This is a genomic window from Fibrobacter sp. UWT3, assembly GCF_900230125.1.
Classification (GTDB): Bacteria; Fibrobacterota; Fibrobacteria; order Fibrobacterales; family Fibrobacteraceae; genus Fibrobacter.
Genome location: NZ_OCSS01000001.1, coordinates 765,461 through 790,687, shown reverse-complemented (window position 1 = coordinate 790,687; position 25,227 = coordinate 765,461). Strand labels below are relative to the sequence as shown.

At 56.6% G+C, this 25,227-nt stretch carries 22 protein-coding genes; 8 read left to right on the top strand and 14 right to left on the bottom strand.

All coding sequences use genetic code 11. The features are described from left to right. The first annotated feature begins 103 nt into the window (after nucleotides 1-103). The 3 genes from CRO08_RS03235 (at nucleotide 104) to fusA (ending at nucleotide 4,547) form a co-directional block, all read left to right on the top strand. Entirely contained in the window at nucleotides 104-778 is a 675-nt protein-coding gene (locus CRO08_RS03235) for an EcsC family protein (RefSeq protein ID WP_097035027.1), read from the top strand. A 5-nt stretch (nucleotides 779-783) separates the two neighbouring features. Continuing rightward, nucleotides 784-2,307 carry a hypothetical protein gene (locus tag CRO08_RS03230; RefSeq protein WP_097035026.1) on the top strand — a complete coding sequence of 508 codons (1,524 nt, stop codon included), beginning with the start codon at nucleotides 784-786 and terminating at the stop codon, nucleotides 2,305-2,307. A 110-nt stretch (nucleotides 2,308-2,417) separates the two neighbouring features. Further along, nucleotides 2,418-4,547, top strand: a complete 2,130-nt coding sequence (gene fusA / locus CRO08_RS03225) for an elongation factor G (RefSeq protein ID WP_097035025.1) — start codon at nucleotides 2,418-2,420, stop codon at nucleotides 4,545-4,547. 190 nt (nucleotides 4,548-4,737) lie between these two features. Here the strand turns inward: fusA and CRO08_RS03220 are convergent, their stop codons facing one another. From CRO08_RS03220 to CRO08_RS03210, 3 genes are all read right to left on the bottom strand, one after another. Further along, complete coding sequence (locus CRO08_RS03220; protein ID WP_176495045.1) at nucleotides 4,738-5,502, bottom strand: CAP domain-containing protein; 765 nt, start codon at nucleotides 5,500-5,502, stop codon at nucleotides 4,738-4,740. A gap of 26 nt (nucleotides 5,503-5,528) precedes the next feature. Then, nucleotides 5,529-6,530, bottom strand: coding sequence for an FISUMP domain-containing protein (locus CRO08_RS03215; RefSeq protein ID WP_097035710.1), 1,002 nt, complete (start codon nucleotides 6,528-6,530; stop codon nucleotides 5,529-5,531). Nucleotides 6,531-6,631: 101 nt separating this feature from the next. Then, nucleotides 6,632-7,486: a phosphatase PAP2 family protein gene (locus CRO08_RS03210; protein WP_073113687.1), complete on the bottom strand. Its 855-nt coding sequence runs from the start codon at nucleotides 7,484-7,486 to the stop codon at nucleotides 6,632-6,634. Between the two features lie 72 nt (nucleotides 7,487-7,558). Here CRO08_RS03210 and CRO08_RS03205 point away from each other — a divergent pair, with 72 nt between their 5' ends. Together CRO08_RS03205 and CRO08_RS03200 are read left to right on the top strand one after the other, a co-directional pair. Further along, nucleotides 7,559-8,491, top strand: a complete 933-nt coding sequence (locus tag CRO08_RS03205; protein WP_254794592.1) for a metalloregulator ArsR/SmtB family transcription factor — start codon at nucleotides 7,559-7,561, stop codon at nucleotides 8,489-8,491. A 278-nt stretch (nucleotides 8,492-8,769) separates the two neighbouring features. Further along, complete coding sequence (locus CRO08_RS03200; RefSeq protein WP_097035022.1) at nucleotides 8,770-11,385, top strand: hypothetical protein; 2,616 nt, start codon at nucleotides 8,770-8,772, stop codon at nucleotides 11,383-11,385. Between the two features lie 11 nt (nucleotides 11,386-11,396). On the opposite strand, the gene CRO08_RS03195 is transcribed toward CRO08_RS03200, so the two are convergent. Further along, nucleotides 11,397-12,194 (bottom strand): HAD-IIA family hydrolase, encoded by a 798-nt coding sequence (locus tag CRO08_RS03195; protein WP_097035021.1) that lies wholly within the window; start codon nucleotides 12,192-12,194, stop codon nucleotides 11,397-11,399. 49 nt (nucleotides 12,195-12,243) lie between these two features. Between CRO08_RS03195 and CRO08_RS03190 the strand changes: the two genes are divergently transcribed. Next, entirely contained in the window at nucleotides 12,244-12,945 is a 702-nt protein-coding gene (locus tag CRO08_RS03190) for a 16S rRNA (uracil(1498)-N(3))-methyltransferase (RefSeq protein WP_097035020.1), read from the top strand. Between the two features lie 158 nt (nucleotides 12,946-13,103). Further along, nucleotides 13,104-13,646 carry an LPP20 family lipoprotein gene (locus CRO08_RS03185; protein WP_097035019.1) on the top strand — a complete coding sequence of 181 codons (543 nt, stop codon included), beginning with the start codon at nucleotides 13,104-13,106 and terminating at the stop codon, nucleotides 13,644-13,646. A gap of 372 nt (nucleotides 13,647-14,018) precedes the next feature. On the opposite strand, the gene CRO08_RS03180 is transcribed toward CRO08_RS03185, so the two are convergent. Genes CRO08_RS03180 through CRO08_RS03165 form a run of 4 tightly spaced genes read right to left on the bottom strand, consistent with a single transcriptional unit; the run spans nucleotide 14,019 to nucleotide 17,941 of the window. Then, complete coding sequence (locus CRO08_RS03180) at nucleotides 14,019-15,200, bottom strand: hypothetical protein (protein ID WP_097035018.1); 1,182 nt, start codon at nucleotides 15,198-15,200, stop codon at nucleotides 14,019-14,021. Nucleotides 15,201-15,218: 18 nt separating this feature from the next. Further along, on the bottom strand, nucleotides 15,219-16,229 hold the full coding sequence (locus tag CRO08_RS03175) for a hypothetical protein (RefSeq protein ID WP_097035017.1): 1,011 nt from the start codon (nucleotides 16,227-16,229) through the stop codon (nucleotides 15,219-15,221). Between the two features lie 29 nt (nucleotides 16,230-16,258). Next, the gene (locus CRO08_RS03170; protein WP_097035016.1) at nucleotides 16,259-17,671 is read right to left on the bottom strand and encodes a FecR domain-containing protein; all 1,413 of its coding nucleotides are present in this window, start codon (nucleotides 17,669-17,671) and stop codon (nucleotides 16,259-16,261) included. A 12-nt stretch (nucleotides 17,672-17,683) separates the two neighbouring features. Beyond that, nucleotides 17,684-17,941 carry a hypothetical protein gene (locus CRO08_RS03165; RefSeq protein WP_097035015.1) on the bottom strand — a complete coding sequence of 86 codons (258 nt, stop codon included), beginning with the start codon at nucleotides 17,939-17,941 and terminating at the stop codon, nucleotides 17,684-17,686. A 155-nt stretch (nucleotides 17,942-18,096) separates the two neighbouring features. Here CRO08_RS03165 and metF point away from each other — a divergent pair, with 155 nt between their 5' ends. Continuing rightward, nucleotides 18,097-18,981: a methylenetetrahydrofolate reductase [NAD(P)H] gene (gene metF / locus CRO08_RS03160; protein WP_097035014.1), complete on the top strand. Its 885-nt coding sequence runs from the start codon at nucleotides 18,097-18,099 to the stop codon at nucleotides 18,979-18,981. 459 nt (nucleotides 18,982-19,440) lie between these two features. Here the strand turns inward: metF and CRO08_RS03155 are convergent, their stop codons facing one another. The 6 genes from CRO08_RS03155 to scpB form a co-directional block, all read right to left on the bottom strand. Then, a complete protein-coding gene (locus tag CRO08_RS03155; RefSeq protein ID WP_141398211.1) occupies nucleotides 19,441-19,848 on the bottom strand; it encodes a hypothetical protein in 408 nt (135 codons plus the stop codon). A 129-nt stretch (nucleotides 19,849-19,977) separates the two neighbouring features. Continuing rightward, nucleotides 19,978-20,568 carry an inorganic diphosphatase gene (locus tag CRO08_RS03150; protein ID WP_097035012.1) on the bottom strand — a complete coding sequence of 197 codons (591 nt, stop codon included), beginning with the start codon at nucleotides 20,566-20,568 and terminating at the stop codon, nucleotides 19,978-19,980. A 96-nt stretch (nucleotides 20,569-20,664) separates the two neighbouring features. Beyond that, nucleotides 20,665-21,249 (bottom strand): TlpA disulfide reductase family protein, encoded by a 585-nt coding sequence (locus tag CRO08_RS03145; protein ID WP_097035011.1) that lies wholly within the window; start codon nucleotides 21,247-21,249, stop codon nucleotides 20,665-20,667. Between the two features lie 10 nt (nucleotides 21,250-21,259). After that, nucleotides 21,260-21,769, bottom strand: coding sequence for a hypothetical protein (locus tag CRO08_RS03140; protein ID WP_097035010.1), 510 nt, complete (start codon nucleotides 21,767-21,769; stop codon nucleotides 21,260-21,262). Nucleotides 21,770-21,815: 46 nt separating this feature from the next. Beyond that, on the bottom strand, nucleotides 21,816-24,428 hold the full coding sequence (gene mutS, locus CRO08_RS03135) for a DNA mismatch repair protein MutS (protein WP_097035009.1): 2,613 nt from the start codon (nucleotides 24,426-24,428) through the stop codon (nucleotides 21,816-21,818). Next, nucleotides 24,428-25,135, bottom strand: coding sequence for an SMC-Scp complex subunit ScpB (gene scpB, locus CRO08_RS03130; RefSeq protein WP_097035008.1), 708 nt, complete (start codon nucleotides 25,133-25,135; stop codon nucleotides 24,428-24,430). Before scpB ends, mutS begins: the two co-directional genes overlap by 1 nt. Nucleotides 25,136-25,227: the final 92 nt, after the last annotated feature.

The following is a 25,227-nucleotide window of genomic DNA, read 5'->3' as shown; positions in this document are numbered from 1 at the left end:
GTGCGTTTTCGCCTTTACGAACTGTTCTTTGCCGCATTTTATGCGGCATTTTTTTGCCATAATCCAAAAGATTTGTTAAAATTCCAAGAAACAGGAGTACCGTATGTCCGAAAGCAAGAACGAGACCATGGATAAACTGAAGGAAAAGGCCATCAATATCATTTTTGACCTGATTACAAACATTCCGGACTCCCTGCACGTTTCGGCAATCGACCCCGAGAACCGCGCGAACATGCTCACCCAGCAGGCGGCGTTCAAGGCAGCGACCGTCAGCGCGACGCTCTCTATCCCGGCAGGCTTCACGGGCATCCTCACAGCCATTCCCGACATTGCCGCCATCTGGCGCATACAGGCGCAGCTCGTTGCAGATATCGCCGCAAGCTACGGGAAAATTGCCCTCCTGACCCGAGAGGCGATGGTCTGGTGCCTGTTCCGGCACAGTGCGGCACAGCTCCTGCGCGATATCGCTGTCCGTACCGGAAGCCGCATCGTGGTACAGAAGCTTTCCACCACCGCCCTCAAGAAGATTGTCGAAAAAATCGGCATCAAGATTTCTTCCAAGTTCGTAAGCAAGTCGCTCCTGCGGGCAATCCCCGCGTTAGGCGCCATCGGGAACGGTGCGTACGCGTACTTAGACACGAAGGAAGTCGGCAAGACCGCCATCGCCTATTTCAAGGCGCTCGCCGACCAGGACGGCAAGGACATCGCCGATGCCGAAGTCGTTGACGCCGATAGCACCGCAGGACAAGGCTCCAAAGAACAGGGCGCAGACTCCTAATAGTCGTGAAAGAATCCGCGAAAAAGAACCTCGCAGCAAAGGCGACCCTCGCCCTCCTGACGATAGCCCTTCTGGTCCTCGTTGCGATTTCCGTATTCGGGGAGACCATCCCGGTTAACGACGGCGCGGGGTTCGACGGGGAATTCTACCGCGAGGTTTTCCGGGACTTCACGGGCACGTTCTTCACTGCGGGCTACGACAGTTTCCGCATCCAGCGCATTTTCCCCTTCTGCCTGATGAACGTTGTCTACAATCTGGCAGGCATTCCGCTCGACAATGCGCACATGATTGTCGGAATGTACGTGCTGCTCTTCGTGAATCTCGCGTTCCAGCTGTTCCTGTTCTTCAAGTTCGCGCAGTTCCTGAAATGGAAACCCATCACTACGGTCATCCTGTTCGCGCTTTTCTTCCTGAACTTCGCGACCCTCAAGGGCTACGGCTACGAGCCCTTCCAGACTGACCCCTATGCCATCACCATCGCGTTTGCCAGCTACTACCTGTTTATAAAGGGGAACAAGCGGGGCGCCTTCGCCGTTTCGCTTATCGGGCTTGTCACCTGGCCCACCATTACCTACGTGATGGCGCTCCTCCTGCTGTTTTCGCACCGGCTGGGCACATCTACCGCGACACCGCCTGCAAGCAAGGCATTCCTCCCGAGGTTCCTCGATACTCCGTTCCCCAAGGTTTTCCAGATTCTCCCGATTGCCTACGGGCTTGTTGCCGGAGCGCTGGTGCTGCTGTTCTATGCATTCCACAAGCAGGCAAACCTGGAGGGGCTCCTGCTCACCGCGCCTAGCCCGCGGAACATCGCCATAAGCCTGATTCTGTTTACCCTGATTTCAACCCTCTTTGCAGTTTGCCTCAAGATTCCGACCCTACCCTATCCGGCGCGTTCCTACATGAAGGCGTTCAGCCCGAAGGCTTTTGCCGGCGTGGCAATCAGTATCATCGCGGTATCCCTGCTGCTCCGTATGTTCACGAACAACGAGTTCTTTTTCGACAGCAAGCTATTCCTGCTCCAGATAATTGCCCGCCCGCTAAAGTACCCGCTCATAAGCCTCGCGGGCCATGTCGTGTACTGGGGGGCACTCATTCCGGTCATTCTCGCCCTCGCGAAAGGCTTTACCCGGAATTTCGCCGAAAAATCACCCGGGCATGCGCTCGTGCTGCTCGCTTTCGTGTTTTTTGCCCTCGATAGCGAGGCAAGGCACATCGCCACGTTTGTCCCGCTGCTCCTCCCGGCCCTCGGGAAGGCGCTTGACGACGCGAACCTCACGGTGAAGCCAGCCGTCTATATCGTGATTTTGCAGTTGCTCCTCGCCCATTTCTATATTACTATAAACGTACCCGGCCTAGCCGAAAGCCTCGAATCTGCAAAATTCACCACCCGGGCTGCCCAGCGCTACCTTATGAATTACGGTCCCTGGATGACTCACAGGAATTACATGGACTGGCTTGCGATCGCATTTTGCACCTTTGCAAGCATAAATGAAGTTTTTAAGCGCAACAAACTCCCGCAAAAGCCGTAAATAGCCCCCTGTAAAGCCCTGAACACCCCCCGCACCCTTGAGAACGGGGGTATTTTTTTCTATCTTTGGGCGCAAACTTTAAAACATCAACTCCATTAGTGGAATAAAATATGAAAAACATAGAAAAGCACAGAAATATTGGTATTTCTGCCCACATCGACTCCGGTAAGACTACCCTTACCGAACGTATCCTCTACTTCACAAAGCGTATCCACGCTATCCACGAAGTTCGTGGTAAAGACGGCGTCGGTGCCACGATGGACTCCATGGAACTTGAACGCGAACGCGGTATCACGATTCAGTCTGCCGCTACGTTCGCAAACTGGACCCACACCAAGAGCGGTGAACAGGACTCCATCAACATCATCGATACCCCGGGGCACGTGGACTTCACGATCGAAGTGGAACGTTCTCTCCGCGTGTTGGACGGTGCAATCCTCGTTCTGACCGGCGTCGAAGGCGTCCAGTCCCAGTCTATTACCGTTGACCGCCAGATGAAGCGCTACCATGTGCCGCGCGTCGTGTTCGTCAACAAGTGCGACCGCTCCGGTGCAAACCCGCTCCGCGTGGCCGTCATGCTCAAGGAAAAACTCAACCACAAGCCCTGCGTGATGCAGATTCCTATCGGTCTCGAAGACCAACTGAAGGGCGTGGTCGACCTCGTCGAAATGAAGGCCTACTACTTCGAAGGCGCCAACGGCGACGACATGATCGAAAAGGAAATCCCGGCCGAACTTGTCGACCAGGCTAACGAATACCGCGAAAAGCTCATCGACTGCTGCGCCGACTACAGCGACGAAATCATGGAAAAGGCCATGGAAGGCCAGTACGGTGTGGACCAGATCGACAAGGCCCTCATCAAGAAGACCATCCGCGAAGCCACCATCCGCCTCGACATCACCCCGGTGTTCATGGGTTCCGCCCACAAGAACATTGGCGTGCAGAAGCTCCTCGACGGTGTTATCGACTACCTCCCGAACCCGAAGGAAGTCGAAAACAAGGCCCTCGACCTCGACAACAACGAAGCCGAAGTCGTGCTCAAGAGCGAAGACAACGAACCGCTCGTCTGCTACGCGTTCAAGCTCGTGAACGACCGCTACGGCCAGCTCACCTACGTCCGCGTGTACCAGGGCACCCTCAAGAAGGGCGACATGATCACCAACATGGCCACCACCAAGAAGGTGTCCGTGGGCCGTCTCGTGCGTATGCACGCTGACGAAATGGTGGACATCACCGAAGCCGGCGCCGGCGACATCGTTGCACTGTTCGGTATCGACTGTGCTTCCGGTACGACCTTCACCGACGGCAAGAACCACTACAACATGACTTCCATGCACGTGCCGAACCCCGTGATCGAGCTCGTGATCGAAGCCAAGAACCGCGACGACCTGGACAACATGTCCAAGGCCCTCAACCGCTTCACCAAGGAAGACCCGACGTTCCAGGTCGAAGTCAACAAGGAATCCGGCGAAACCATCATCAAGGGCATGGGCGAACTTCACCTCGACGTGTACATCGAACGTATGCGCCGCGAATACAAGGTCGACGTCCAGACCGGTGCTCCGCAGGTGGCCTACCGCGAAACCATTACCCGCGAAGCCAAGTTCGAATACACCCACAAGAAGCAGACCGGTGGTTCGGGTCAGTTCGCTAAGATGTCCGGCGTGATGCGCCCGATGCCTGTCGAAGGCGACTCCGAAAAGGTCTACAACTTCGTGAACTCCGTCGTCGGCGGCCGTATTCCTAAGGAATACATCCCGTCTTGCGACAAGGGCTTCCAGAGCTGCATGCAGGCCGGTTCCCTCATCGGCTTCCCGGTCGTGGGTATCGAAATGGAAGTTCAGGACGGCGCGTTCCACCCGGTGGACTCCTCTGACATGGCGTTCCAGATTTGTGCCCGTATGGCCTTCCGCGAAGCTTTCGCCAAGGCTGGCGCCCAGATTCTCGAACCGATCATGAAGGTCGAAATCGCCACCCCGACCGAGTTCCAGGGCAACGTTGTGGGTAACGTCTCCCAGCGTCGCGGTACCATTACCGGTACGAGCGAAGAAATGGGCACGACGACCATCACCGCCGAAGTCCCGCTTTCCGAAATGTTCGGTTACGCCACGGACCTCCGCTCCATGACTCAGGGCAAGGCCGAGTTCACCATGGAATTTGCAAAGTACGCTCCGGTGCCGCGCAACATCCAGGAAGAACTCATCAAGAAGTACGGCGACAAGGTTAACCAGAGAGGTTAACAACCGCTCGCGGTTACTCCCTAAGCCCCAAAAACTTAAAAGGCTCCGGCAATCGCCGGGGCCTTTTTGTCATTCATAGTAGTCGCGCTTGGGCATCACCGTGAGCAAAAAGCGACCGGTATTAACCGGTCGCGATTGCGAGAGCGAGCGCATTCCGGAGAAGTTATCCCCGAGTCTAGCGCGAGCGGTCTCAATAGAAGTTCATGTTGAACCACGCCTTCTTGCCGTCCGTACTGTAGGCAATCCCGCAGGCGAGCGACTTGTAGCTCGTGTTCTTCATGTTCAGGTAGTGCCCGATGTAGGGGTAGTCGTCCTTGCTATCCGGGTCGCGTTCCCCGCTGGTCACGAGCTTCTTCTCGTCGTCCCACATCATGTTCACGTAGGTATCGACAATTTTCTTCTCGGTACCATACCATTGCGTATTGATGTCGGGGCCGGTATTCTGCGCAAACTCACCGCAGTCCCCGAAATTCGCGTGGCCCTTGCCGGCCGCCATGTCGTCCATCGCCTGCGTCACCACACACTTTTCGCGTTCTTCCGTCGCGCGCACCAGGGGCGGCAAGTCTTCCGTCGCGCGCTTTGCGTTCACCACCTCCAGGCAGTAGTCACGCCAGTCTTCCGATGCAGTCTCGGAACTTGCGGGTTTGCTATCGCTCGAAGCCGGCTCTGCTGCACTTGATACAGGTTCTGCGGTGCTCGATGCCGCAGGCGACTCACCGGCAGATGAACTTTCGGGAGCCGTTTCGCCCGCACTGCTCGCAGGCGTCTTGACACTCGAACTCGATTTCGCCTCGGTCGATTCGGAACCGTCGCCGGTACCGCCCTCGGTATCACCACCCGGAATGGGAATATCTATGGTATCGCCGCTATCGACGCAACTCCCGGCACAGCTCGCCGAGGAATCGTCGGAACAGCCCGCCGTAAAGAAAGCCGCGACCGCAATCGCAGCGCACATTTTAAACAAACTAGTTTTTTTGTTCATCAGTTTAGCTCCGTTACGCATCTAACATAAAGACCTTTCTGCACATTCTGGTCGGTACGGTCAATGCTCTTGGCCTGCCGCCTGAATTCCCAGGAACGTCCGGTGTTCTTCATAATGGAAGTCGAGGACCAGTAGTGCCCGGTCAGTTCGCTGTTGCAGTAACCGTCCCAGTCCTTGCAACCGCCGCGACCGATGGTTTCCCAGTTGAGCTTTTCACGGTCCTTCTGAAAGTCGCGCCACTCGCCGTCATCGGGCAGGTGCCAGCCCGCGGGGCATGCCTTCTTGGCGTCGTTGTAGTTGTAGAAACGTCCGAACTTCTTGCAGAACGTGGTGTCCTCGAGCAGGCACTGCCTTGCGCTCGTAAGGCTGAACTTGAGGTTCGTCACCATCCAGAGCCTGTTGTCGCGGAGTTCCACCTTGTAGTTCTTGCCGTCACGCGGGTCGGTAAGAATCATCTTCTTCTCGTCCACGTTCTTTTCGGCGTAGAAGTTTCTCTCGCTCACGCAACGCACCGTAGTGATTGCACCCGCCGGGAGTTCCACCATTTTCGCATTACCGCGCTTCACGTCGAGCATCATCGCGCGCACGCCGTTGGGGTCACTCACCGCAAAGTAGGCGGCATCCTTACCCTGAATCTTCTTTGCATCTTCGCTGCCATAAAAACCGCGAGTCTTGCCCGCAAAGGACTTCACGTTCGAAAGTTTGCGGGGGCCGGTAAAGCGATCCTTCGCAAAAAGGGTCCATTCCTGAATATCGGGCACGTGGGTCCCGACCGGGCATGCAGCTTTCCAGGTCGACTGCTTGTAATACGGCGCTCCGCCTTTATCAGTAAACGAGGCCAGTTTTCTGTAAGAGAGATTGTCGGTAAACCAGTTCAAATTGCCCGACGCAAGAGTCTTGTACATTTTGCCATCGCGGTTATCCTTGATTACGGTATCCGCAAGCGAAAATTCTGCAACAATAAGCAAGGCCACAGCCACACGGCCAACAAGTCTAAACATCAATACACCTCTGAGGGTAACAAACCTTTTTCCATAATATATATAAGCAAATGAAAAAAGGAACGTTTTTGAAAAAAAATGTGTTTTTTTTAAAGAATGCGCTAAAACGCGAAGGCGGCGCCGGCGGAGGCGGGCCCGGCCCAGAGCCCGGAGAGAGCGACCGGGCCAAATCGTACCGATTTTTTGTGTAGCCTTATGACAGCAAGGCTTATCCCGGTACCCGCAAGCGCTCCCACAACCACGTCACTCGGGTAGTGCTTGCCTGCCGCGATACGGAGCGCGCCCACAAAGCCCGCCAGCGAGAGCGTTCCCGCCCACACAAGCGGCCTGTAGGCTGAATTCGGGTACATTTCCGAGAACCACTCGCCCGTAAACACGGCCACTGTAAACGCCGCCGAGGCATGCCCGCTAAAAAAGCTCCCGTAGGCCTCGCCCTCGGCACTTTCCGCGGCCCGCGCCCCCGCCCCATCCTCGGCGTAAATGTAGGGACGCGGCCAGAACTTCATGGACCGAAACGTAAGGTTGAGCGCACTCTGCAAGGCAAGCGCCTGCGCAAACATAAGGGAATATACGGCAAGGTCGCGCCCGCAGGCATCGCCCCGGTACCACGACGCTGCCCCCAGGGCTAGCGGCATCGCCCCGAGTACGGCAAACCAGTCGCTCACGTCATCGACCGTCTTGTTGTAACGGCCCATAACGGCGCGGTCCCAGGGCAAAAGATCTTCACGCGCCGGCAAGTCCTCGCGGGCCGTCACCGACATGTGCGAAAGCCTGTAATTACCGTAGATGCTCCCGAAGGCGGCAAAGAACGTGAGCGGCAGGTCTTTTTCGAGCGTAAGCACGTAGTGGCGGGTCCCGGCGCCACCCTTATCAGCAGGCATCGGGGCAGGTTCACCCGAAGGCATCGGCGCAAGTTCACCCGAAGGAGCGGCCACGCCAGCCACAGCCAGCGCCACCAACGCAAAAAAAATGATTTTCGAAATCCGAACCGGCACAATCCAAAGTTAAATAATTATATTGCATAGCGTATGCAACGCGAACCGATTACCCCGACGATGGATTTGTTCGGCGCCATTTCCGACGAAATGCGCCTCAAGATTCTGATGCTCCTCGACATTGCGGAATTTACCGTCAACGAAATCAAGGATATTCTCGACATCCACCAGAGCAACGCGAGCCGCCACCTCTCGAAGCTTTCCGCCTGCGGCCTCCTCAAGGACAGGCGCGATGGCATCAAGGCCTACTACCGCCTGAGCGAAGAACTCCTGCTCAGCAACCGCGTGCTTTCCGTAATCCGCGACGCCTACGGCGAACTTCCCGACAAAGATATCCTGCGTTGCCGTGCCGAACAGGTGCTCGAAGAACGCACCGACCAGACCAAGGGGCAAATCCACAAGCTGAACCAGGCGGGCGGAAGCCTCAAGGCGCAAATCAGCCTGTTCAGCAAGCTCATGATACCTTTTGAGAACGCGGTCGATATCGGCTGCGGCGAAGGCGGCGACCTCTCGCTCATGCTCGCAAGCCGCTGCAAGAACGTCACCTCGCTCGACTACGACCCGAAGGTCATCAGCGGGCTTACGAAAATCCTGAAGCAGAAGGGCATCAAGAACATCACGCCGAAAGTCGCCGACATGACAAAGACAGGGCTCCCCGACGACTACGCCGACCTCGTGCTCATGAGCCAGGTGCTCCATCACGCGACAGACCCGCGACTCGCCCTCAAGGAGGCTGTGCGCATTCTCAAGCCGGGCGGAACGCTCGCTTTCCTCGACCTCGCACAGCACAAGGAAGAATCGTTCCGCACTACGCACGGCCACATCTGGCTGGGCTTTGACCGCGGCCAGCTCGAGTTCTTCATGAAGGAATTCAACTGCAAGATTCTCGAGAGCGAAATCATCCCGAGCGAGAACGAGGTGGACAAGAAACTCCCCGTCATCTGCATGATTTTGACGAAGGATTAAACATTTTTTGAAAAAACAGTTGCTTTTTACCTAAAAAAAGGTATTTTAGAATAGGAATTAAACAGGAAGTCATTATGGGAAAAATCATCAAGATTGTCGTGTTCGTCGCCGTATGCGTGATTTCCGCATTCGGTATCTACAGCCTCATCAAGTACAACAAGGTCGACGAAAACACCGCCGACTAGCCAAGATGTACATAGCGCAGTCGAACCGCAGGTTCGACGTTTTTCGCCATACCGCAAAGCATACACGCCTGCGGTATTTTTATATTTCCACGCATGAATTTCCTGAACAAGAAGCCCGTTTTCTTTGCGGCGATGGCCGCGCTTTTCTTCGCAATTCTCCTCATCGTTTTCCGCGGTTTCGCTTTTGACGACAGCCAGCTGATGCTCAACAGCGACCAGCTGAACGGCATCGGCAGCCGCATACTGCGTGCCGAGAACGCCATCGTCACCGAATGGGACGATAGCCGCCTAGGAGGAGTCCCCACCATCGACGCCCTGTTCGCCGATGCCTACCACCCGCTCGTGTGGACGCAGTTCCTGATGGACCCGGCACGTGCGGTGGGCTTCAAGTTCATACTCACCGTGTGGGTCGCCTTCATGAGCGCCATGCTTTTGGCCTGGAACCTCACGGGCAACCGCTGGTGGGGCGCCCTCCTCGGGTTCCTCTACGCATTCTCTCCGGAATATTTCACGTATATCTACGGCGGTCACGACGGCAAGATGATGGTTTTCGCCATCGCGCCGCTCGCCCTCCTCGCCATCAGGAAGGTGGTCCGCTGCGGGAGCCTCCCCTACCTCATCGTGCTTGCGGCAAGCATCGCGTGGATGATTCTCGGAAGCCACCTGCAGCTCACGTACCTGTTCCTGTGGGGCGCCGGTTTCTACACGCTGTACGAGGCGTTCTTCCACTGCGATTCGTTCAAGACCCGCGGTAAGCGCATCGGGCTCGCCGCCGCCGGCCTCGCCTTCGGGCTTGCGCTCAGTTGCTTCCAGCTGGTACCGCCCTACCTGTACACTACCACGCAGTCCGTGCGCGGCGAAGGCGACCATACCAATATCGGACACGCCGCCAGCTGGTCACTCCACCAGGAAGAACTCGCGCAGATGGTCCTTCCCGGATTCATCGGGGTAGACGTCTACGAGCAAAACCCGCAGAGCGGAGATCTCGAGGGCAGTTCCTTCGTGAACGTTTCCATGCAGGATTACCGCAAGATGGCGGAAATGGGAAGCCACGGAAGCCCGTTCTACTGGGGCCACAACAGCTTCAAACTTGACCACAACAACGCGGGCGCACTTCTCACCTTCCTCGGGTTCCTCTGCCTCTTCCTGCCGGGCAAACGCCGCTGGGCCGCGTTCTGGCTTACGGGCGCAGTCGTCGCCCTCAGTTACGGCATGGGGGCGCATTCCCCGCTGTTCAAGCTCTGGTACGCGATTCTCCCGGGTGTCAAGAATTTCCGCGCGCCGGGCATGGCAATGTTCTGGCTCCCGCTCCTGCTCGTGATGATGGCGGGCCCCGTGCTCAAGGCAATCTCCGACGACGCGGCCGACCGTGCACGCAACATGCGCGCCCTCCTGCACGGCTCCGCCATGTTCGCAATTCTCCTCGTGATTTTCGTGTTCGCCCGCTACAACTGGACGCTCTTCATCGGGCCGTTCGGACTCGTCGCAAGCGTGCTCTACGCCATCGCATGCCTCGGAATCATGAGCATCGACGACCAGGGCAAGGAATTTTCGTTCGACAACTTCATCGGTGCCTTTAAGGACAAGCTTCCCGGTACACCGCGCATAGTGCAGGCAAGCCTCCTCGTATGCTCTGTACTTGTGGGGCTATTCTTCGCAAGCGCGCAGAACCTGCTCAACGATCCGGTCATTGCACCCTACTTCAAGCCGCTGAACGAAATCGTGATGAACGCTACCGCAGGTACCGTGATTCCGGGATTCATCCTGATTCTCGTGATTGCAGGTGCAACGCTCGCCGTATTCAAGTGGAACGGTTCCATCGTGTACAAGGCTGGCATTCTCGCTGTCGCCGCCGCGGTAGACCTATTCTTCATCAACGCGGCGTTCATCCAGAACGTGCCCGCGGGCGAATACCTGCAGCCGAACAACGCTATCGTTGCCGCCATCAAGGCCCCCTACAAGGCCGATACCCTCAATGTTCCGCGCGTACTTTCGCTCTCGCGCGACAAGGCTGTCGGCGGCAACATCTTCCCGCAATACCACATGCGCAATGCCGACGGTTTCCACGATAACGAACTTGCATCCTATCGCGAGTTCCGCGGCGGCCAGCAGAACGCAAACTACCTCCTGAACATCAACAATCCCGATGCGGCCCACCCGTTCCTCGACCTCATGAACGTGGGCGCAATCATCTTCGACAGCCGCCAGGGTACCACGTACATGCCCATCAAGACGGCCATGGGAGAAGCCTACATCTACGGGCAGTCCGAAACGATGGACGACGCGAAGGCAATCGAATCCCTCCGGAACGGATATGCCTACCGCGAAAAGGTCATCCTCTCCGAAACGCCCGAACATGCAGGCGAAGGCGGACTTGCGAACGGGTACGCGAAGCTTGTCGCTAGCCCCAAGATGGACACGCAGGTATTCCAGGTAGAAAGCGACCGCGCTGGCTTCATGGTCGTCGCGGGCAACTACCACCCCTACTGGAACGCGACCGTGAACGGCAAGCCCGCGAAGGTCTACAAGGCATTCGGCACGCTACGCGCCGTCGAAATCCCGAAGGGCAAATCCGAAGTGCGCATGGAATACCGGAGCAAGCCGTTCCACGCCTGCATCAAGGTAAGCCTGCTCGCGGCAATACTGCTTGCGGGGCTCGGTGCATTCGCTTTCGTAAAGAGCAAGAAGGCGGGCAGCCAGAAGGCCTAACAAGAACAGGCCTAGACGCGGCCGTCAAGAAAGGCGTCAAAATCGATATCGCGGACGCTTTCCACAACAAACTCGGGCTTGGTCTCGAGTTTTTCTACATCTTCGCGCTTGGTTTCGCCACATAGCGGGAGCACGAACCGGCAACCGCTGCGCTTCGCCAGTTCAAAATCCGTATAGAGCCTATCGCCCACGAAGAGGATTTCTTCAGGTTCGAACTGCTTGAACACGCCCGCAAGCATCGCGGGGTTGGGCTTTCCGAAACTGCGCTCCGGTTCTACACCGTATGCCGTTTTTAAAAGCGCCATAAAGCTTCCGATATCGGGCACGGGGCCGTTCGCATCGGGGCACACGAAATCGGTGTGCGTCACCCAGAACGGGATTCCGCGCTGTACGCGGAAACTGAGTTCGCACAGTTCGCGGTAATCAAAACTGTTGTGGTAGGCAACAAGAACGAGTTCCGTATCTTCTACCGACGGGCGCAGGTTCAGGCTCGGGTCCTGAGCCGCAAACCACTCGTAGACTTCGGGGTTCGCAAAAAAATACACGTTCCTGATACCCTTCTCGTGAATCGCGTCGAGCGAGAGGTACAGCGCCGAGATGATGGAATCGTCGCGAAGCGGGAGCCCCATCACGTTCAGGCGGTTCTCGTAAAAAACGGGCGACTTGCTCGTGTTGTTGCTCAGGTAATAAACCGGCACGCGGGCGGCCACGCGTTTTACCGCATCGACAGCACCCGGGTACGGGCGTCCGCTCAGGTAGAGCGTGCCATCCAGATCAAATACGACTGCCTTTACCGGTTTGTGTTTCACGATGCGATAAATGTAGCAAACACCCGCAAAAAGTTTTATATTCTATGCCATGAGAACCCCAGACAGCCGTTTTTACTGCCCGCAAATAGGTGAAGGCACATTCACGCTCGACGAAAACGAGAGCAGCCACGCCGTCAGGGTATGCCGTGCCACCGCAGGCGACACGCTCGAACTCTGCGATGGGCTCGGACACTTTGCCGACGCGATCATCGTGAAAGCCGACCCGAAAGCCTGCGAAGTCCGCATCGACAAGTTCGACACCGTATCCACGGAACGCCCGAAACTGAACCTCGCCATCGCATGCCTCAAGGACGACGCCCTCGAAGAAGTCGTGTTCCATGCAGCACAGACAGAAATTGACACCATTTATTTTCTGCGCACGGACTTTTCGCAGGAGCCCAAGAACTCCGACCTGCACAAGCTTGTCCGGCGGGCCGAACTCAAGAGCCTAGTCAGCCTCAAGCAATCCAAAAAGCCCTGGCTGACTCGCATCGAAGGTCCCATCGAATTCGACCGCTGGCTCGACACCTACGAAGGCAACCTGGTGCTCTGCGATATAAACGGAGCAAAAAGCGTTCCCGCCCTCGAGCAAAGGACCACCCTGCTGGTCGGACCCGAAGGCGGCTTTTCAGACAAAGAAATTTCACGAATAAAGTCATACCAGCGGGGGAAAACCACACTCATCAATCTCGGAAACACTCGTCTGCGCGCCAGGACTGCGGCAATTATCGCCCTTGGAAAGTTCGTTTAAACGCAAATTTCGCCAATTTAACCCCCAGAATTTGATTTTCATCATATTTTTGTAAGAAATCTTTTTTTCATCTTGACTTTATCCGTTCTTTAAGATATTTTTGTTACAGACTTCAATTCAACCCCAATAACGGGGACAACTTAAACAAGGAGTTTATTATGAAGAAGTTGATCGTCGCCGCTCTTGCCGCGTTCCTCATGATCGGTTGTAGCTCGACCCCGCAGGAAAAGTCTGCAAGCGCCCTCGTCGAAATGCAGATGAAGAAGAAAGCCTACTTGAAGGACCACGTTCCTGCCGGTATGGGTATCGGTGTTTCTACCGATGAACAGATTGCCATGGAAAAGGCCGACCAGAATGCTCGTGTTGACCTCGCCAAGGAAATCGACGCCCAGACCAAGGCTCTCATCAAGAACTTCAAGGAAGACGTGAACGACCAGGTTGTTGAACACTTCCAGTCCACCTCCAAGACTGTCGTGAACACCCACATGAGCGGCGCTACCCTCGTCGACGTGAAGGTTGAAACCACCGAAGACGGTCACTTCAAGATTTACGGCATCATGACTCTCGACGCCAACCTCGTCGAAGAACTCATCAAGAGCCTCCAGGCTGCCGGCCAGTACGACGACGCTGTCGCCAACAAGATCCGCGCTGCCGCCAACAAGGCCTACGCCGAACTCGACGCCGAAATCGAAAAGCAGTAATCTCTGCCCAAGCGGTTTTAACGCAAAAGAGACCCGGTCGCATGACCGGGTCTTTTCATACCGTTCGCTCGTCGTTTTGGGTACGGAACATCCTGTGTCTCGCTCACTCTCGCAAACACCCCAGCTTAACGCTTGGGGCTTGCTGCTCACGGTCATACCGTTCGCTCATCGTCTCAGGAGCTAAACCTCCGGTCCCTCGCTCACTATCGCAACCGCCCCAGCTTAACGCTTGGGGCTTGTTGCTCACGGTCACACCGTTTGTTCGTCGTCTTAGGTATTATAAAATAAACGGCGCCGGAAGGCGCCCACGAAAATAAACCGCTCGAACCTGAGAACTGGGACCAGATGTAGCGGTTTATTGAGTGTTAGGTACTACTTGCAGGCCTTCCCGAACGTGTCGTGCAGGCGGGTCGCATTTACCTTCTTCACGGCAGTCGCCTGGGCGATGCCCTCGTCGCGGCCAACGCCCTGAGCCTGCTCGGAGATGGACTGCTTGCCCGCCTCAATCGCAAGCGTAATGCGCGACGTGCAGAGGGTCTTGCTCGAGTTCATCTTGTCGGCAGAGGTAATCGTAGCCTTCATCTTCGGGAGATTCGCCTTGTCCGAAATCGAGATGCCAGATGCAATCAAATGTCCACGCAGCGCACCGCAGGCCTCGGTCGGGCCAACGCATTCCAGCGTGTAGGCACAGGCAGCCACGTCGGAGGTGTAATGCACCGACTTGGAAATCACCGCGGACTTACGCACGTACTTGAACGAGAGGTCTGCATGCACGGTCACATCGCCGCTCGGGTGGAGTTTCTTCACCTGGGCGAGCGAGAACACGGCCTCGCCTTCCTCGTTCGTTTTCTCGTGAGCGATATCACGGCTATCCTGCGTAAGGGCGAGCGGGAACCCGATTACCGGGCCGTTGAAGTCCGTCACCGTCACAATCAGGGCTTCGCTCGTGAGGTCCGTTTCCATCTTGAGGCTTTCCATACCCGAGATGAGGTATTCCGTCAGTTCGCCAATCGTGCTTTCGAGCCGGAGGTTATCGGGAATCTTCTGCACGCAGCTCAAGTCCTCGAGGTTCTCGTTGTAGCGGTCAGCCAGCTTTTCGAGCGCGAGCATATCGACGCCCATCTTGCGGTAGTCGCCGTCCACCATGTCCAAGCGGATTATGGAATCCTTCGCGTGCATCTCCTTGCGGATAGATTCGATATCCACAAGAATCTTCGATGCCATCTGTTCGGTATCCATCGTCGCAGTGGACTGGAACTTGCCACCCGACTTGGGGCCCGGAGTCACTTTCGCGCCCTTGAGCACCATGTTGGTCGAAGTGTTCTTGGAACTCTTGGCGGTCGACGTCACGTTGCCTTTCGCATCTTCCTTCACTTCGGTCGCGAACTCGCTCGAAACCTTCGTGCGCAGCTGCTTCGCAAGCCCTTCGAGTGCAAGCGCATCCGCTTCCTTCTGGGACTTCTTGGACGTAGCCGTGTATGTCAGGATTTCAGCATTCGCATAAGAGGCAAACACTGCAAGCGACAACAGCGACGCGGTAAATAGTTTATTCATAATTCCGCTCCCGCGTGGTTACTGGATTTCGAGAATAATGAGCTTCTTGGTGATGTTCTGCTTACGAACCTTGGCCAGGCCTTCGAGGCTTTCCACAAACTCGCCGTAAACCATCTGGGCGTCCTCGTACTTGTTCGGGTCCACGTAGATGAGCAAATCGTAAGTGTTGCGGCTCATAGAAATCACCTGCATCTTGTTGAACTTCTTCCTCATCTTGATGGAGACCATGTTCGAGATTTCTTCGGCCTGGTCGTCGGTAAAGTCGCCCGTCAGGTGGGCAACCACCTTATAGAGAGCGCCCTTTTCCTGCTCTTCGGCAAGGCGGCCACGCACCTTGTTCTCGAGTTTCTTGATGGCAAGCTGGATAGCCTTCTGCACGAGCACGCGCTGGCTTTCGCCGTTATCCTTGAGGCGAATCGATTCGCTCGCCAGGAGGTTTGCGGTAGAGGCCTCGCTTGCGTTCAGGTCGATTACGATGTAGTCTTCCTGGATGCTGCCCGCATAGGTGATGTTGATGTCTGCACCCACAGAGAGGCCCGCCACGTAGGCCAGGTCTTCGCTGTTGCCCGCGATATCGGACTGGAGCTGCACCACCTCGTCGAGCTGGGACTGGCTTTCGAGCCCGATGACCGTATAGTCACGGCTGGTGAGGTAGGCGTTGATGACTTCCATCGCAGTCTTCGCAAGCGGATTCCTGCGAATCACGTCGATGCTGCCCGCCATCTTCGCGCCCATCGCCGGGGCAACAAGCACCGTCGGACGGGTCTTGAAATTCACGGTCGAAACAATGATTCCGTCGTCTTCGGCAGCAGAAGCAGCCGCACCGGCAGATGCAGTCGCCGCAGGAGCATCTTCTGCAACGGTTTCACCCGTCTCGCGCGAAATTTCACGCTGGGCGGCATCGGCGCGGGCACGAATCTCGTCCGAGTTGTCTTCCTTGGCAGGCGGGTTCGAGGCACAGGCGGCAAGCATGCATGCGCACGCGAAAACGCCCATCAGTCCTTTCAGTTGAATCATGTTCTTTTTCATGGTTATCCCTTTGTATAAATTTTTCTTGGCTAATCTTCCTTCAAGATGCCATTATCCTTGACATACTGGTATTCTTCGGCATGGCTTTCATCACAGCCACCGCCATCGACCTTGTCGTACTGCACGCAGTTACGCGCCTTGCCCATGTGGTTGCGGCGGAAGCAGAACACCTCGTAGGTCTTGGTCATACGAATCTTCTTGCCGCTCTTCAAGGCAATTTCGATATCGAACTTCGCAATCGTGTTCAGGTCGATAGAGACGGGGACTTCGTAGTTAAGTCCACTTATATTGTTAAACGACTGGACCACCTCGCCCTTGCGCTTCACGGTAACGCTAGCAATCTCGCTTATATCCGCATCCGTGATGCCGGCAAGCGAGAACTTGAGGTTCGTCTTGTACTCGGTCGCAGGCGGGTCAAGATGCTTCCTCTCGGTCTTCCCGCCGACAAGTTTCAGCGACACGTTCACGCTCTTGGTGGTCTTCTTTTCGTTTGCGGCCGAAGCATCGGCCTGGTCGGCCTTCTTGCCGGCAGCATTCTTGCCCGCGGCCTTTTCCGCAGCAGCCTTATCCGCGGCGGCTTTTTCGGCAGCAGCCTTTTCAGCAGCGGCGGCCTCGGCGGCAGCGGCTTCTGCTGCAGCGATGGAATCAGCCCTGGCGGCAGAATCCGCAGAAGCATCTTCACCCGCAGGCTTGCTTGCAGGCGTGTAGTTGGACTTCCACGTGAAGCACTCAATTTCGATATCGCCTTCGCTACAGGTAACCGAGAAACGCTTGGGGCCGTAAGAATCGTCAGCCCATTCCACCGTACGCTGGTAGATACCGCTTTCGGGCACCGTATCGGATTCGCCCATCACGGTAACGACGATACCCGGGTTCACGCGGGCCTGCAACGTCACGCTCGGAAGCATGAGGGTGTCGGGAAGCGGGTTCGCCCTGAAGTTCACCTTCTTCGCGAACTCTTCCCTGCGCTTTTCGTAATCGTTGTCGAAGTCGGTAAGAGCCTTCTCAAACTCTTCCGATTCAGGGCCCATGCCCCAGATGTTCACGTTGGCAAGCTCAATGGAGAGCGCCTTCGTACCCGAGCTCTTCAGGTTCAAATTCTTGATGACACCGTTCTTGCCGACAATGAGCGTCTGGTTCTGGACGACCTCGCCCGTATTGCCCGCGATACTGTTCACGCTGACCAGGCCCTGCTTAAGCGATGTGACCATCTGGCCGTTGACGCTTGCGACAAAGCCCGCCGTACCACGGATGGCAGCCGTCGCCACGCCGGTAGTGAAGTTGACCGTACGGCCAGTAGGCTGCTTCTGCACATCAAAGAGCACCGCACCGTTATTCACGCGAACAGATACCTGATGATTGAGCGAGTCAAAAATCTCTGCATCGAGAACTACGTCCGAAAGTTCCGTAATCCACAGCGAGGAACCGTCGTTGATAGCCATGACAGCCTCGGATTATGCGCCGGTACGGATACGATCCTTTTCCGCAACCGTCTGGCCAAACCGGAGTTTGCTCCATTTCTCGGTATTCTTGCGCTGCAGGTCCGTTTCGCCAAGAACCTTGCGCACCTTCGCCTTGATTTTACTTGTATCGACCGCTTCGGACTTATTGTCGGCAACCGTGCGGGGGTCGGGTTCATCCTTGCAGGCCCAGAAAACCGTGGCAGACAGGGCTGCCACAAGACAGAGAGAGAGTTTGTGTGATTTAATCATGCCTAAAATATAAGTTTGTAATAATCTTATATGTAAGTTTTTTAAAAATTATTCGCACAATTTATGACACTTTATCTATATTTGCATATATTCAAATATCCGCATAGACTACGCATGGTGGTCCGGACAAGAAGAGTTTAAAAATGTGAGGTTATATGAAGATTATCGACATCCTCAAGCTAGACAAGATGAGCCTTTCGTTTGAAGTGTTCCCGCCCAAGAAGGAAACGAGCTTCGAAAACGTGAAGGCGGCAACAGAATCCATCGCGGCCCTCGGCCCCGCATTCATGAGCGTCACCTACGGTGCAGGCGGCGGCGTGAGCCACTTCACCCTCGATATCGCGAAAAACCTCAAGGAAAAGTTCAACATCCCGATGCTCGCCCACCTCACGTGCGTCTCGAGCAGCAAGGAGACGGTGCACCAGCGCATCGATGACATGAAGGCGGCGGGCATCAAGAACGTGATGGCGCTCCGCGGCGACCTCACCCCGGAACTCATCGAGAAGGGCCGCGACAACTGCGACTACCACTACGCCGTAGAACTCATCCGCGAACTCAAGGCTGCCGACGCTGACTTCTGCATCGGCGCGGCCTGCTACCCCGAAAAGCACCCCGAAAGCGCGAACCAGGCCGAAGACATCAAGCACCTCAAGGAAAAGGTCGACGCGGGAGCGGACTTCCTCACCACGCAGATGGTATTCGACAACAACCTGTTCTTCAGTTTCCTCTACAAGCTGCGCGATGCGGGCGTGAACTGCCCCGTGCTCCCCGGCATTATGCCCATCACGAACGCGAACCAGGTGGAACGCGCCATCAAGCTTTCGGGCTCGTTCATGCCGCAGCGTTTCAAGTCGCTGGTCGACAAGTTCGGGAGCGATCCCGAGGCCATGAAGCAGGCGGGCATCATCTACGCGAGCGACCAGATTATCGACCTGTATGCGAACGGGATTACAAACGTGCACGTGTACTCGATGAACAAGCCCGACGTGGCGGAAGGCATCTTAAAGAACGTCTCTGCTATACTCGGGAAAAGCTTTTGAGATTAGGGAGGGGCTCGCACGGCGGCCCCTCCCTAAGACCCTCCCGACACGCTCAAACACACATCGCCTATGTTAAACTACGTGTCAGTGTGTTAGAGCATGCGCACCTTCGGTGCGTGAAAATTAGGGCAAGGCTCGCACGGCGGCCCCTCCCTAAGACCCTCCCGACACGCTCAAACACACAGTGCTTATATTAAACTACGTGTCAGTGTGTTAGAGCATGCGCACCTTCGGTGCGTGAAAATTAGGGCAAGGCTCGCACGGCGGCCCCTCCCTAAGACCCTCCCGGCACGCTCAAACACACATTGCCTGTGTTAAACTACGTGTCAGTGTGTTAGAGCATGTGCACCTTCGGTGCGTGAAAATTAGGGCAAGGCTCGCACGGCGGCCCCTGCCGGTACATAGAAAAACCTTCCCGCGGGGGAAGGTTTTTCGTTTGTCCAAAAATTTTAGACTAGACTAGCGGTCGTGGATACGGACGCATTCACGCACGTCGCGGGCATCGAAGAAACGGCCACGGCGCGGGTCAAGGCAATCCACGCGACCCGGGCGGTTGCGACGGAAGTCAATAGACATCCAGCGGGTACCGTCGTTGCAGTAGTAGTCCCAACGGCCGTCGGCATCGCCGCGGTAGCATTCACCTTCAACCATCGGGCGACGGTTGCGGTAGTCCACACGGTAGTGGCGGTCACGCGGGCGGCAATCCGGCTTCTCGAAGCGGCATTCCAGGCGTTCACGCGGAGGAGGAGGCGGATCATTACGACGTTCGCTCTTCTTGTTGTTATCTACATGGATGGAAAAACCAGCCCATGCGCCAGAAGAAAGCATGAGAGTCGCAGCGAGGGCGGCTAAAACGATTCTCTTCATTTGTTCTCCTTTCTAAAAGGTTCGGATTTATTGTTTAACTAAAATATATTCTTTTTTACACAAGCGCAAACGCCATCCACGCGAAAAAACGGATAAAATTCCGTCTTACGCCGACAAACGGCACAATGGCTAAATCAGTTCCTCGGGAGGCAGATGCTCGGCGCTTTCCGGTTCCTGGTAGAAGGTTTCCGGGACCTGCACCTGGTTCTGGAAGTAGGCCCTGTGGGCGGCAATCACGCGCTCGCGGGCAAACGAGGCATCCTGCCAGTCGCCAATCTGCACGTCCTTGCCTTCCAGTTCCTTGTAGTTCTGGAAAAAGTTCTTCGTGATGCGCAGGAACATCTGGTCAACGTCGCCGATGTCCTTGATGGGGCGCGGGTTGAACACCGGCACGCCCAGCACCTTGTAGTCCTTCTTGCCACCGTCGGTCATGTCGAGCGCGCCAATCACGCGGCAGGTGCAGACCGTACCCGTCATCATCGAGGCGGGGCTGTAGATAAGCATGTCGAGCGCGTCGCCATCGTCGGCCTTCGTGCTCGGGATAAAACCGTACGTACAGGGGTAGCTCATCGAGCTGAGCAGGCAGCGGTCCAAGCGGAACACGTGCAGGCGTTCGTCATATTCGTACTTGAGGTTGGTGTCCTTGCCGATTTCCACAACGCAGTCGACCTCGTAGGGGTACTTGCGTCCGATAGGGAGATCCAGGTAGTTAATTGCCATTTATGCTCCAGAGGGCCCACCTTGAGCCCATTGCATTCATATGTTTTTCGTGGAGGTAAATTTAGAATTTACAAGCGATTTTTCAAGCCCCGGGGCTTATTTTGTCCAGAGAACAGACGGCCAGTCCGAGCCTTCCTGCCCCACCATAAACACGGGCTTTGCTGCATTGTCCACGACAAGCGTCATGGGAAGCGCGATATTTTCGCCCTCCTTTATGAGCCCGATACCTTCCGAAAGGCGCTTGTAGGGGTCGAGCACCACAGGGAAAACCGTAGCCCCAAGAGTCTCGACCATCTTCTTGATTTTGGCCTCTTCGCGTTCACCCGCATTCACGAGGATAACCTTCACCCCGTTCTGTTCGAGTTCCTGCCGAGATTCTACAAGCTTTTTCATGCCGGCGCGGCACGGCACGCACCACGTGGCAAAGTACACGAGCGCCACGCGGTTACTCCCGGCAGCAACCTTCGCAAGGTGCGCACGCGTAAACGGCATGTTGGCCCCGCCCATCTCGCGGGCGGCAAACCAGTTGAGCGAATCGGCCACAGCCGGGGGGAGCGGCTTGATTTCGGAAGGTGCTGCCACCTTACCAGTCTGGGCCTTTGCCGTAGTCTTGGCCGAAGGGGCGGCAAACGAACTTGCAAAAAGGGCAAGCAGAAGGCAGGCAATAACTTTCAAACGCATATTATTCCTCTCAGGGCAATTTTAAATTTTTTATCCACTCGCGCATGGCAAATACCGACACGCGTTCTTTCAAAGACTGTTTCGCAATCCTGCTCCCGAAACCGGTCGCCATCTTTTCGGGATCGAGCGGGATCCCTACCCTGCCCAGGTCGAGCCTGTCGGCATCGTAGCAGCAGTCTATGGTCGGGTCTCCGTTTTTCGGTTCGTGCGTGTGGAACTTGCAGGCATGGTAAAGCTTGTCGAAGCGCTCGTCGTCAATCTCGAAGAGCTTAGCCTCGCGGCATTCCTTCGCGAATTCGGCACCGCGTGCGCCGTGCTCAGGGTCGTGACCATCGTCAAAGCGCTTGCTGTCGTGGAATATGGCAAACAGGCGAACGACATCGACATCCACGCCGACAACGCGGCCAGCAAGCAGGAGCCCGTTGGCCTCCACCTGATGCCAATGCTCGATGCCGTGAACGTCCGAAAGGTACGGACGGTTCGCGAAGGCATGTTCCATTATGGCAGCAAAGTCTATCATACTACATCGTCATCCCCGCGAAGGCGGGGATCTCCTTGCACGGCAGTTATTTCCCGTAATTCTCCTTCAGTTCCATCAAGCGCTGGAGCGCCTGCATCGGGGTCATTTCCTCGGGCTTGAGCCTGCGGATTTCGTCCTTCAACAACTGCGTGTTCTCGTCGGGCGGCGCAAACATGTCCAGCTGTGGGTGTTCCTTCTGCTTCTTCTTCACGGCGCCGTCGCTCGGGTCAATCTTTTCCTTCTCAAGCCGGAGAAGAATCTTCCTCGCCCTGCGGACAACGTTGTTCGGGAGGCCCGCCATCTCGGCCACATGAATGCCGTAGCTCGAGTCGCAGGCGCCCGCGAGAATCTTGTGGAGGAACACCAGCTTGTCGCCTTTCTCCTGCACGGCCACCTGGAAGTTGCCCGCATGCTCGAGGCTTTCCACGAGCCCGGTGAGTTCGTGGTAGTGCGTCGCAAAGAGGGTCAGCGCCTGCCGTGCGGGCTCGTCGTGGAGGGTCTCCACAATCGCCCAAGCGATGGAAAGCCCGTCGAAGGTGCTCGTGCCGCGCCCGATTTCATCGAGCAGCACAAGGCTGTGCGGAGTCGCGTTCCGCAATATATTTGCGGTCTCTATCATCTCGACCATGAAGGTACTGAGCCCGCGACTCAGGCGGTCACTCGCCCCCACGCGGGTAAATATGCGGTCCACTACCCCAATGCGGGCAGATTCCGCAGGCACGAAGCTTCCGATTTGCGCCATCAGAACGATGAGTCCGGTCTGGCGCAGGTAAGTCGACTTACCCGCCATGTTCGGGCCCGTGATGAGCATCAGGCGCGTGCCATCGGGCGAAAGCGAAACATCGTTCGGGATAAAGTCCAAATCCGGGTTCACGGCGACAATCACCGGATGGAAACCGCCGCGGATTTCTATACCCGAGCCCTCGAAAACCTCGGGGCAGGCATAGTTGTACTTGCGGGCCGCCCGCGCGAAACTGTAGAGCGTATCGACCTTCGCCACCGCGTCGGCAATCTCCTGGAGTTCGGCGCGCCAGCCGTCCACGCGGTCGCGCAGGCTACAGAATATGCGGTATTCCAGCTCGTGGATATTCACCTCGGCGTTGCTGATGATGGATTCGCATTCCTTCATCTCGGGCGTAATGTAGCGTTCGCCGTTCACCGTCGTCTGCTTGCGGATATATTCCTCAGGGATCGGGCCTGTCGCCTTCGCCATCTGGGCCTTGGTAATCTCGATGTAGTAGCCGAACACGCGGTTGTAACCGACCTTCAGACTCGGGATTCCGAGGCGTTCGCGCTCGCGGCCTTCCAGCGAGGCAATCCATTCGCGCTTTTCCTTGATGTCGGCGTTCATTGCGTCGAGTTCCGCATTCGCGCCCGGGCGAATCATCCCGCCCTCGCGCACCGTGAGCGGCAAGTCCTCGTTGAACTGCGCCAACAGTTCCTCGCCACGCCCGCGCGCATTTTCCAGCGTATTGCGGAGCCCTTCGAATATGGAGGAGCGCAGGCCCTCGAGCACGTCGGCCACTTTCGATGCCTGCGAAAGCGAACGGCCCATACCCGCGAGGTCGCGCGCGTTGGCACGCCCACTCCCCACACGCCCCATCAGGCGTTCCATGTCGAGGATGCTCGTGAGCGATTCCTTCAGTTCGTCAAGCGCCACCGGGTTCTGTACCAGTTCGGCGACAGCCTCCTCGCGTTCCTGGATGCGCGAAACAGAAATCAGCGGGTGGCTCACCCAGTCCTTGAGCGTGCGCCCGCCCATCGCGGTCACCGTATGGTCCAGCACCGAGCAGAGCGTGCTCGAGTAGTCGTCCGCATTCAGCGGGCGCGTAAGTTCCAGGTTCCTGAGCGTACTCGGGTCAAGCGTCATGTAGTCGTCGAGATTCAAGATCTCGAGACCCGTAAAGTGCGAAAGTTCGGACTTCTTCTGGTCCATCAGGTAGGCCATCAGGGCACCCGCGACCTTCGTTTCCGCATCGCGGCCATCGAGCCCGAGGCCCACCAGCGATTCCACCTTGAAGTGGCTAAACAGGACGTCGCGGCTCTGCTCCTCCCCGAACATGAATTCGGGAATCTGCGTCACCAGCACGTTATCCGCCTTGACCATGTCCATGATGCTCGAGGGAATCTCCGCCCCCTCGGGCACCACGATTTCCTTGGGCATGCGGCGGCTGAACTCGCACTCGAAAGCCTGCACGCTGCTCCTGCACACGGCGAGGTAGCCCGTCGTCACGTCGGCGACGGCAAACGCGGCCTCCTTCTCGGCAGGCACGTAGGCAAACAAGTAGTTCGCCTCCTTCGCGTTCAGGTTCGATTCGTCCATCGCGGTGCCGGCGCTGATAATCTCCACGATATCGCGCTTCACGATACCCTTCGCGAGCTTCGGGTCTTCCACCTGTTCGCAAATCGCGATGCGGTAGCCCGCCGCCACCATCTTCGGCACGTAGCGGTCGGCGGCATGGTGCGGGAACCCACAAAGCGGGGTTGCTCCCGAGGCGCCATTGTTGCGGCTTGTGAGCGTAAGTCCAAGAATCTTGGATGCTATGACGGCGTCGTCCTCGAACAGTTCGAAGAAGTCGCCCATGCGGAAAAATAAAATGCAGCCCGGGTTCTGTTTCTTGATCTCGTAATACTGCTGCATCAACGGGGTGACAGCCATTACAGGTCTCCCATCGACAGTTCAATCTGCTCCGGATTCTCCTCGGGGGGCGTCAGCTCCGTCGGGGCGGTCTCGGGCTTCGCGTACTGCGGCACGAGCGTACCCGCTTCCAGGAGTTCGCTGAACTCGCGCAGGCGCGGCAGGTCCTCGGGAATGCGGTTGATGCCGAAATACTTCATGAATTCCTGCGTCGTCACGTAGGTGTAGGGGTTGCCGACCGTCTCGGCGCGCGCGCCCAATGCAATAAAGCCCTTGTCGAGCAAGTTCCTGATAGGGCCATCCACAGAAGACACTCCGCGCACCTGCTCGATGGCTGCCTTCGTGATGGGCTGCTGGTAGGCAATCACCGCGAGGGTCTCGAGTGCGGCCTGGCTCAGGCGGCGTGCGTTCGCCTCGGGGAACAGCTTGCGGACCCACGGGTAGTACTTCGCACGCGTGCGGAAACGGTAGCCGCCCGCCTGTTCCACAATCTCGAACGGCGAGTTGATCTTGTTCAAGGAATCATTCGCGGCGATAAGCGCATCCGATACGGTACGGGCATCCAGAAAGTCGCCCAGAATCTCGCGCAACTTCTTCAAGGTCACGATGTCGGGCGATGCAAATACGATAGCCTGTATAATGCGGGCAAGGTCCTCGCTGCTTTCCACTTTCGGGAGTTCTTCTTCGACTTCCTCGGCCTCTTCTACATTCTGCGGGTTTTCACTCATATTCGGTAAGATAGTAAAAAAAAGGCCGGATTTTCATTTTCTTGGGCGTTCCCGCCCATATATGTGCGGTCGGGCTATATTTTAGGGGCAAT

Coding starts and splice junctions, on each gene's coding strand:
- CRO08_RS03175 (WP_097035017.1), bottom strand. CDS start 16,229: ATGAAAAAGAACATGATTCAACTGAAAGGACTGATGGGCGTTTTCGCG.
- CRO08_RS03215 (WP_097035710.1), bottom strand. CDS start 6,530: ATGTTTAGACTTGTTGGCCGTGTGGCTGTGGCCTTGCTTATTGTTGCA.
- CRO08_RS03205 (WP_254794592.1), top strand. CDS start 7,559: ATGCAACGCGAACCGATTACCCCGACGATGGATTTGTTCGGCGCCATT.
- CRO08_RS03220 (WP_176495045.1), bottom strand. CDS start 5,502: ATGTGCGCTGCGATTGCGGTCGCGGCTTTCTTTACGGCGGGCTGTTCC.
- CRO08_RS03200 (WP_097035022.1), top strand. CDS start 8,770: ATGAATTTCCTGAACAAGAAGCCCGTTTTCTTTGCGGCGATGGCCGCG.
- CRO08_RS03155 (WP_141398211.1), bottom strand. CDS start 19,848: ATGAAGAGAATCGTTTTAGCCGCCCTCGCTGCGACTCTCATGCTTTCT.
- CRO08_RS03235 (WP_097035027.1), top strand. CDS start 104: ATGTCCGAAAGCAAGAACGAGACCATGGATAAACTGAAGGAAAAGGCC.
- CRO08_RS03170 (WP_097035016.1), bottom strand. CDS start 17,671: ATGGCTATCAACGACGGTTCCTCGCTGTGGATTACGGAACTTTCGGAC.
- mutS (WP_097035009.1), bottom strand. CDS start 24,428: ATGGCTGTCACCCCGTTGATGCAGCAGTATTACGAGATCAAGAAACAG.
- fusA (WP_097035025.1), top strand. CDS start 2,418: ATGAAAAACATAGAAAAGCACAGAAATATTGGTATTTCTGCCCACATC.
- CRO08_RS03190 (WP_097035020.1), top strand. CDS start 12,244: ATGAGAACCCCAGACAGCCGTTTTTACTGCCCGCAAATAGGTGAAGGC.
- scpB (WP_097035008.1), bottom strand. CDS start 25,135: ATGAGTGAAAACCCGCAGAATGTAGAAGAGGCCGAGGAAGTCGAAGAA.
- CRO08_RS03165 (WP_097035015.1), bottom strand. CDS start 17,941: ATGATTAAATCACACAAACTCTCTCTCTGTCTTGTGGCAGCCCTGTCT.
- CRO08_RS03140 (WP_097035010.1), bottom strand. CDS start 21,769: ATGATAGACTTTGCTGCCATAATGGAACATGCCTTCGCGAACCGTCCG.
- CRO08_RS03150 (WP_097035012.1), bottom strand. CDS start 20,568: ATGGCAATTAACTACCTGGATCTCCCTATCGGACGCAAGTACCCCTAC.
- CRO08_RS03180 (WP_097035018.1), bottom strand. CDS start 15,200: ATGAATAAACTATTTACCGCGTCGCTGTTGTCGCTTGCAGTGTTTGCC.
- metF (WP_097035014.1), top strand. CDS start 18,097: ATGAAGATTATCGACATCCTCAAGCTAGACAAGATGAGCCTTTCGTTT.
- CRO08_RS03185 (WP_097035019.1), top strand. CDS start 13,104: ATGAAGAAGTTGATCGTCGCCGCTCTTGCCGCGTTCCTCATGATCGGT.
- CRO08_RS03145 (WP_097035011.1), bottom strand. CDS start 21,249: ATGCGTTTGAAAGTTATTGCCTGCCTTCTGCTTGCCCTTTTTGCAAGT.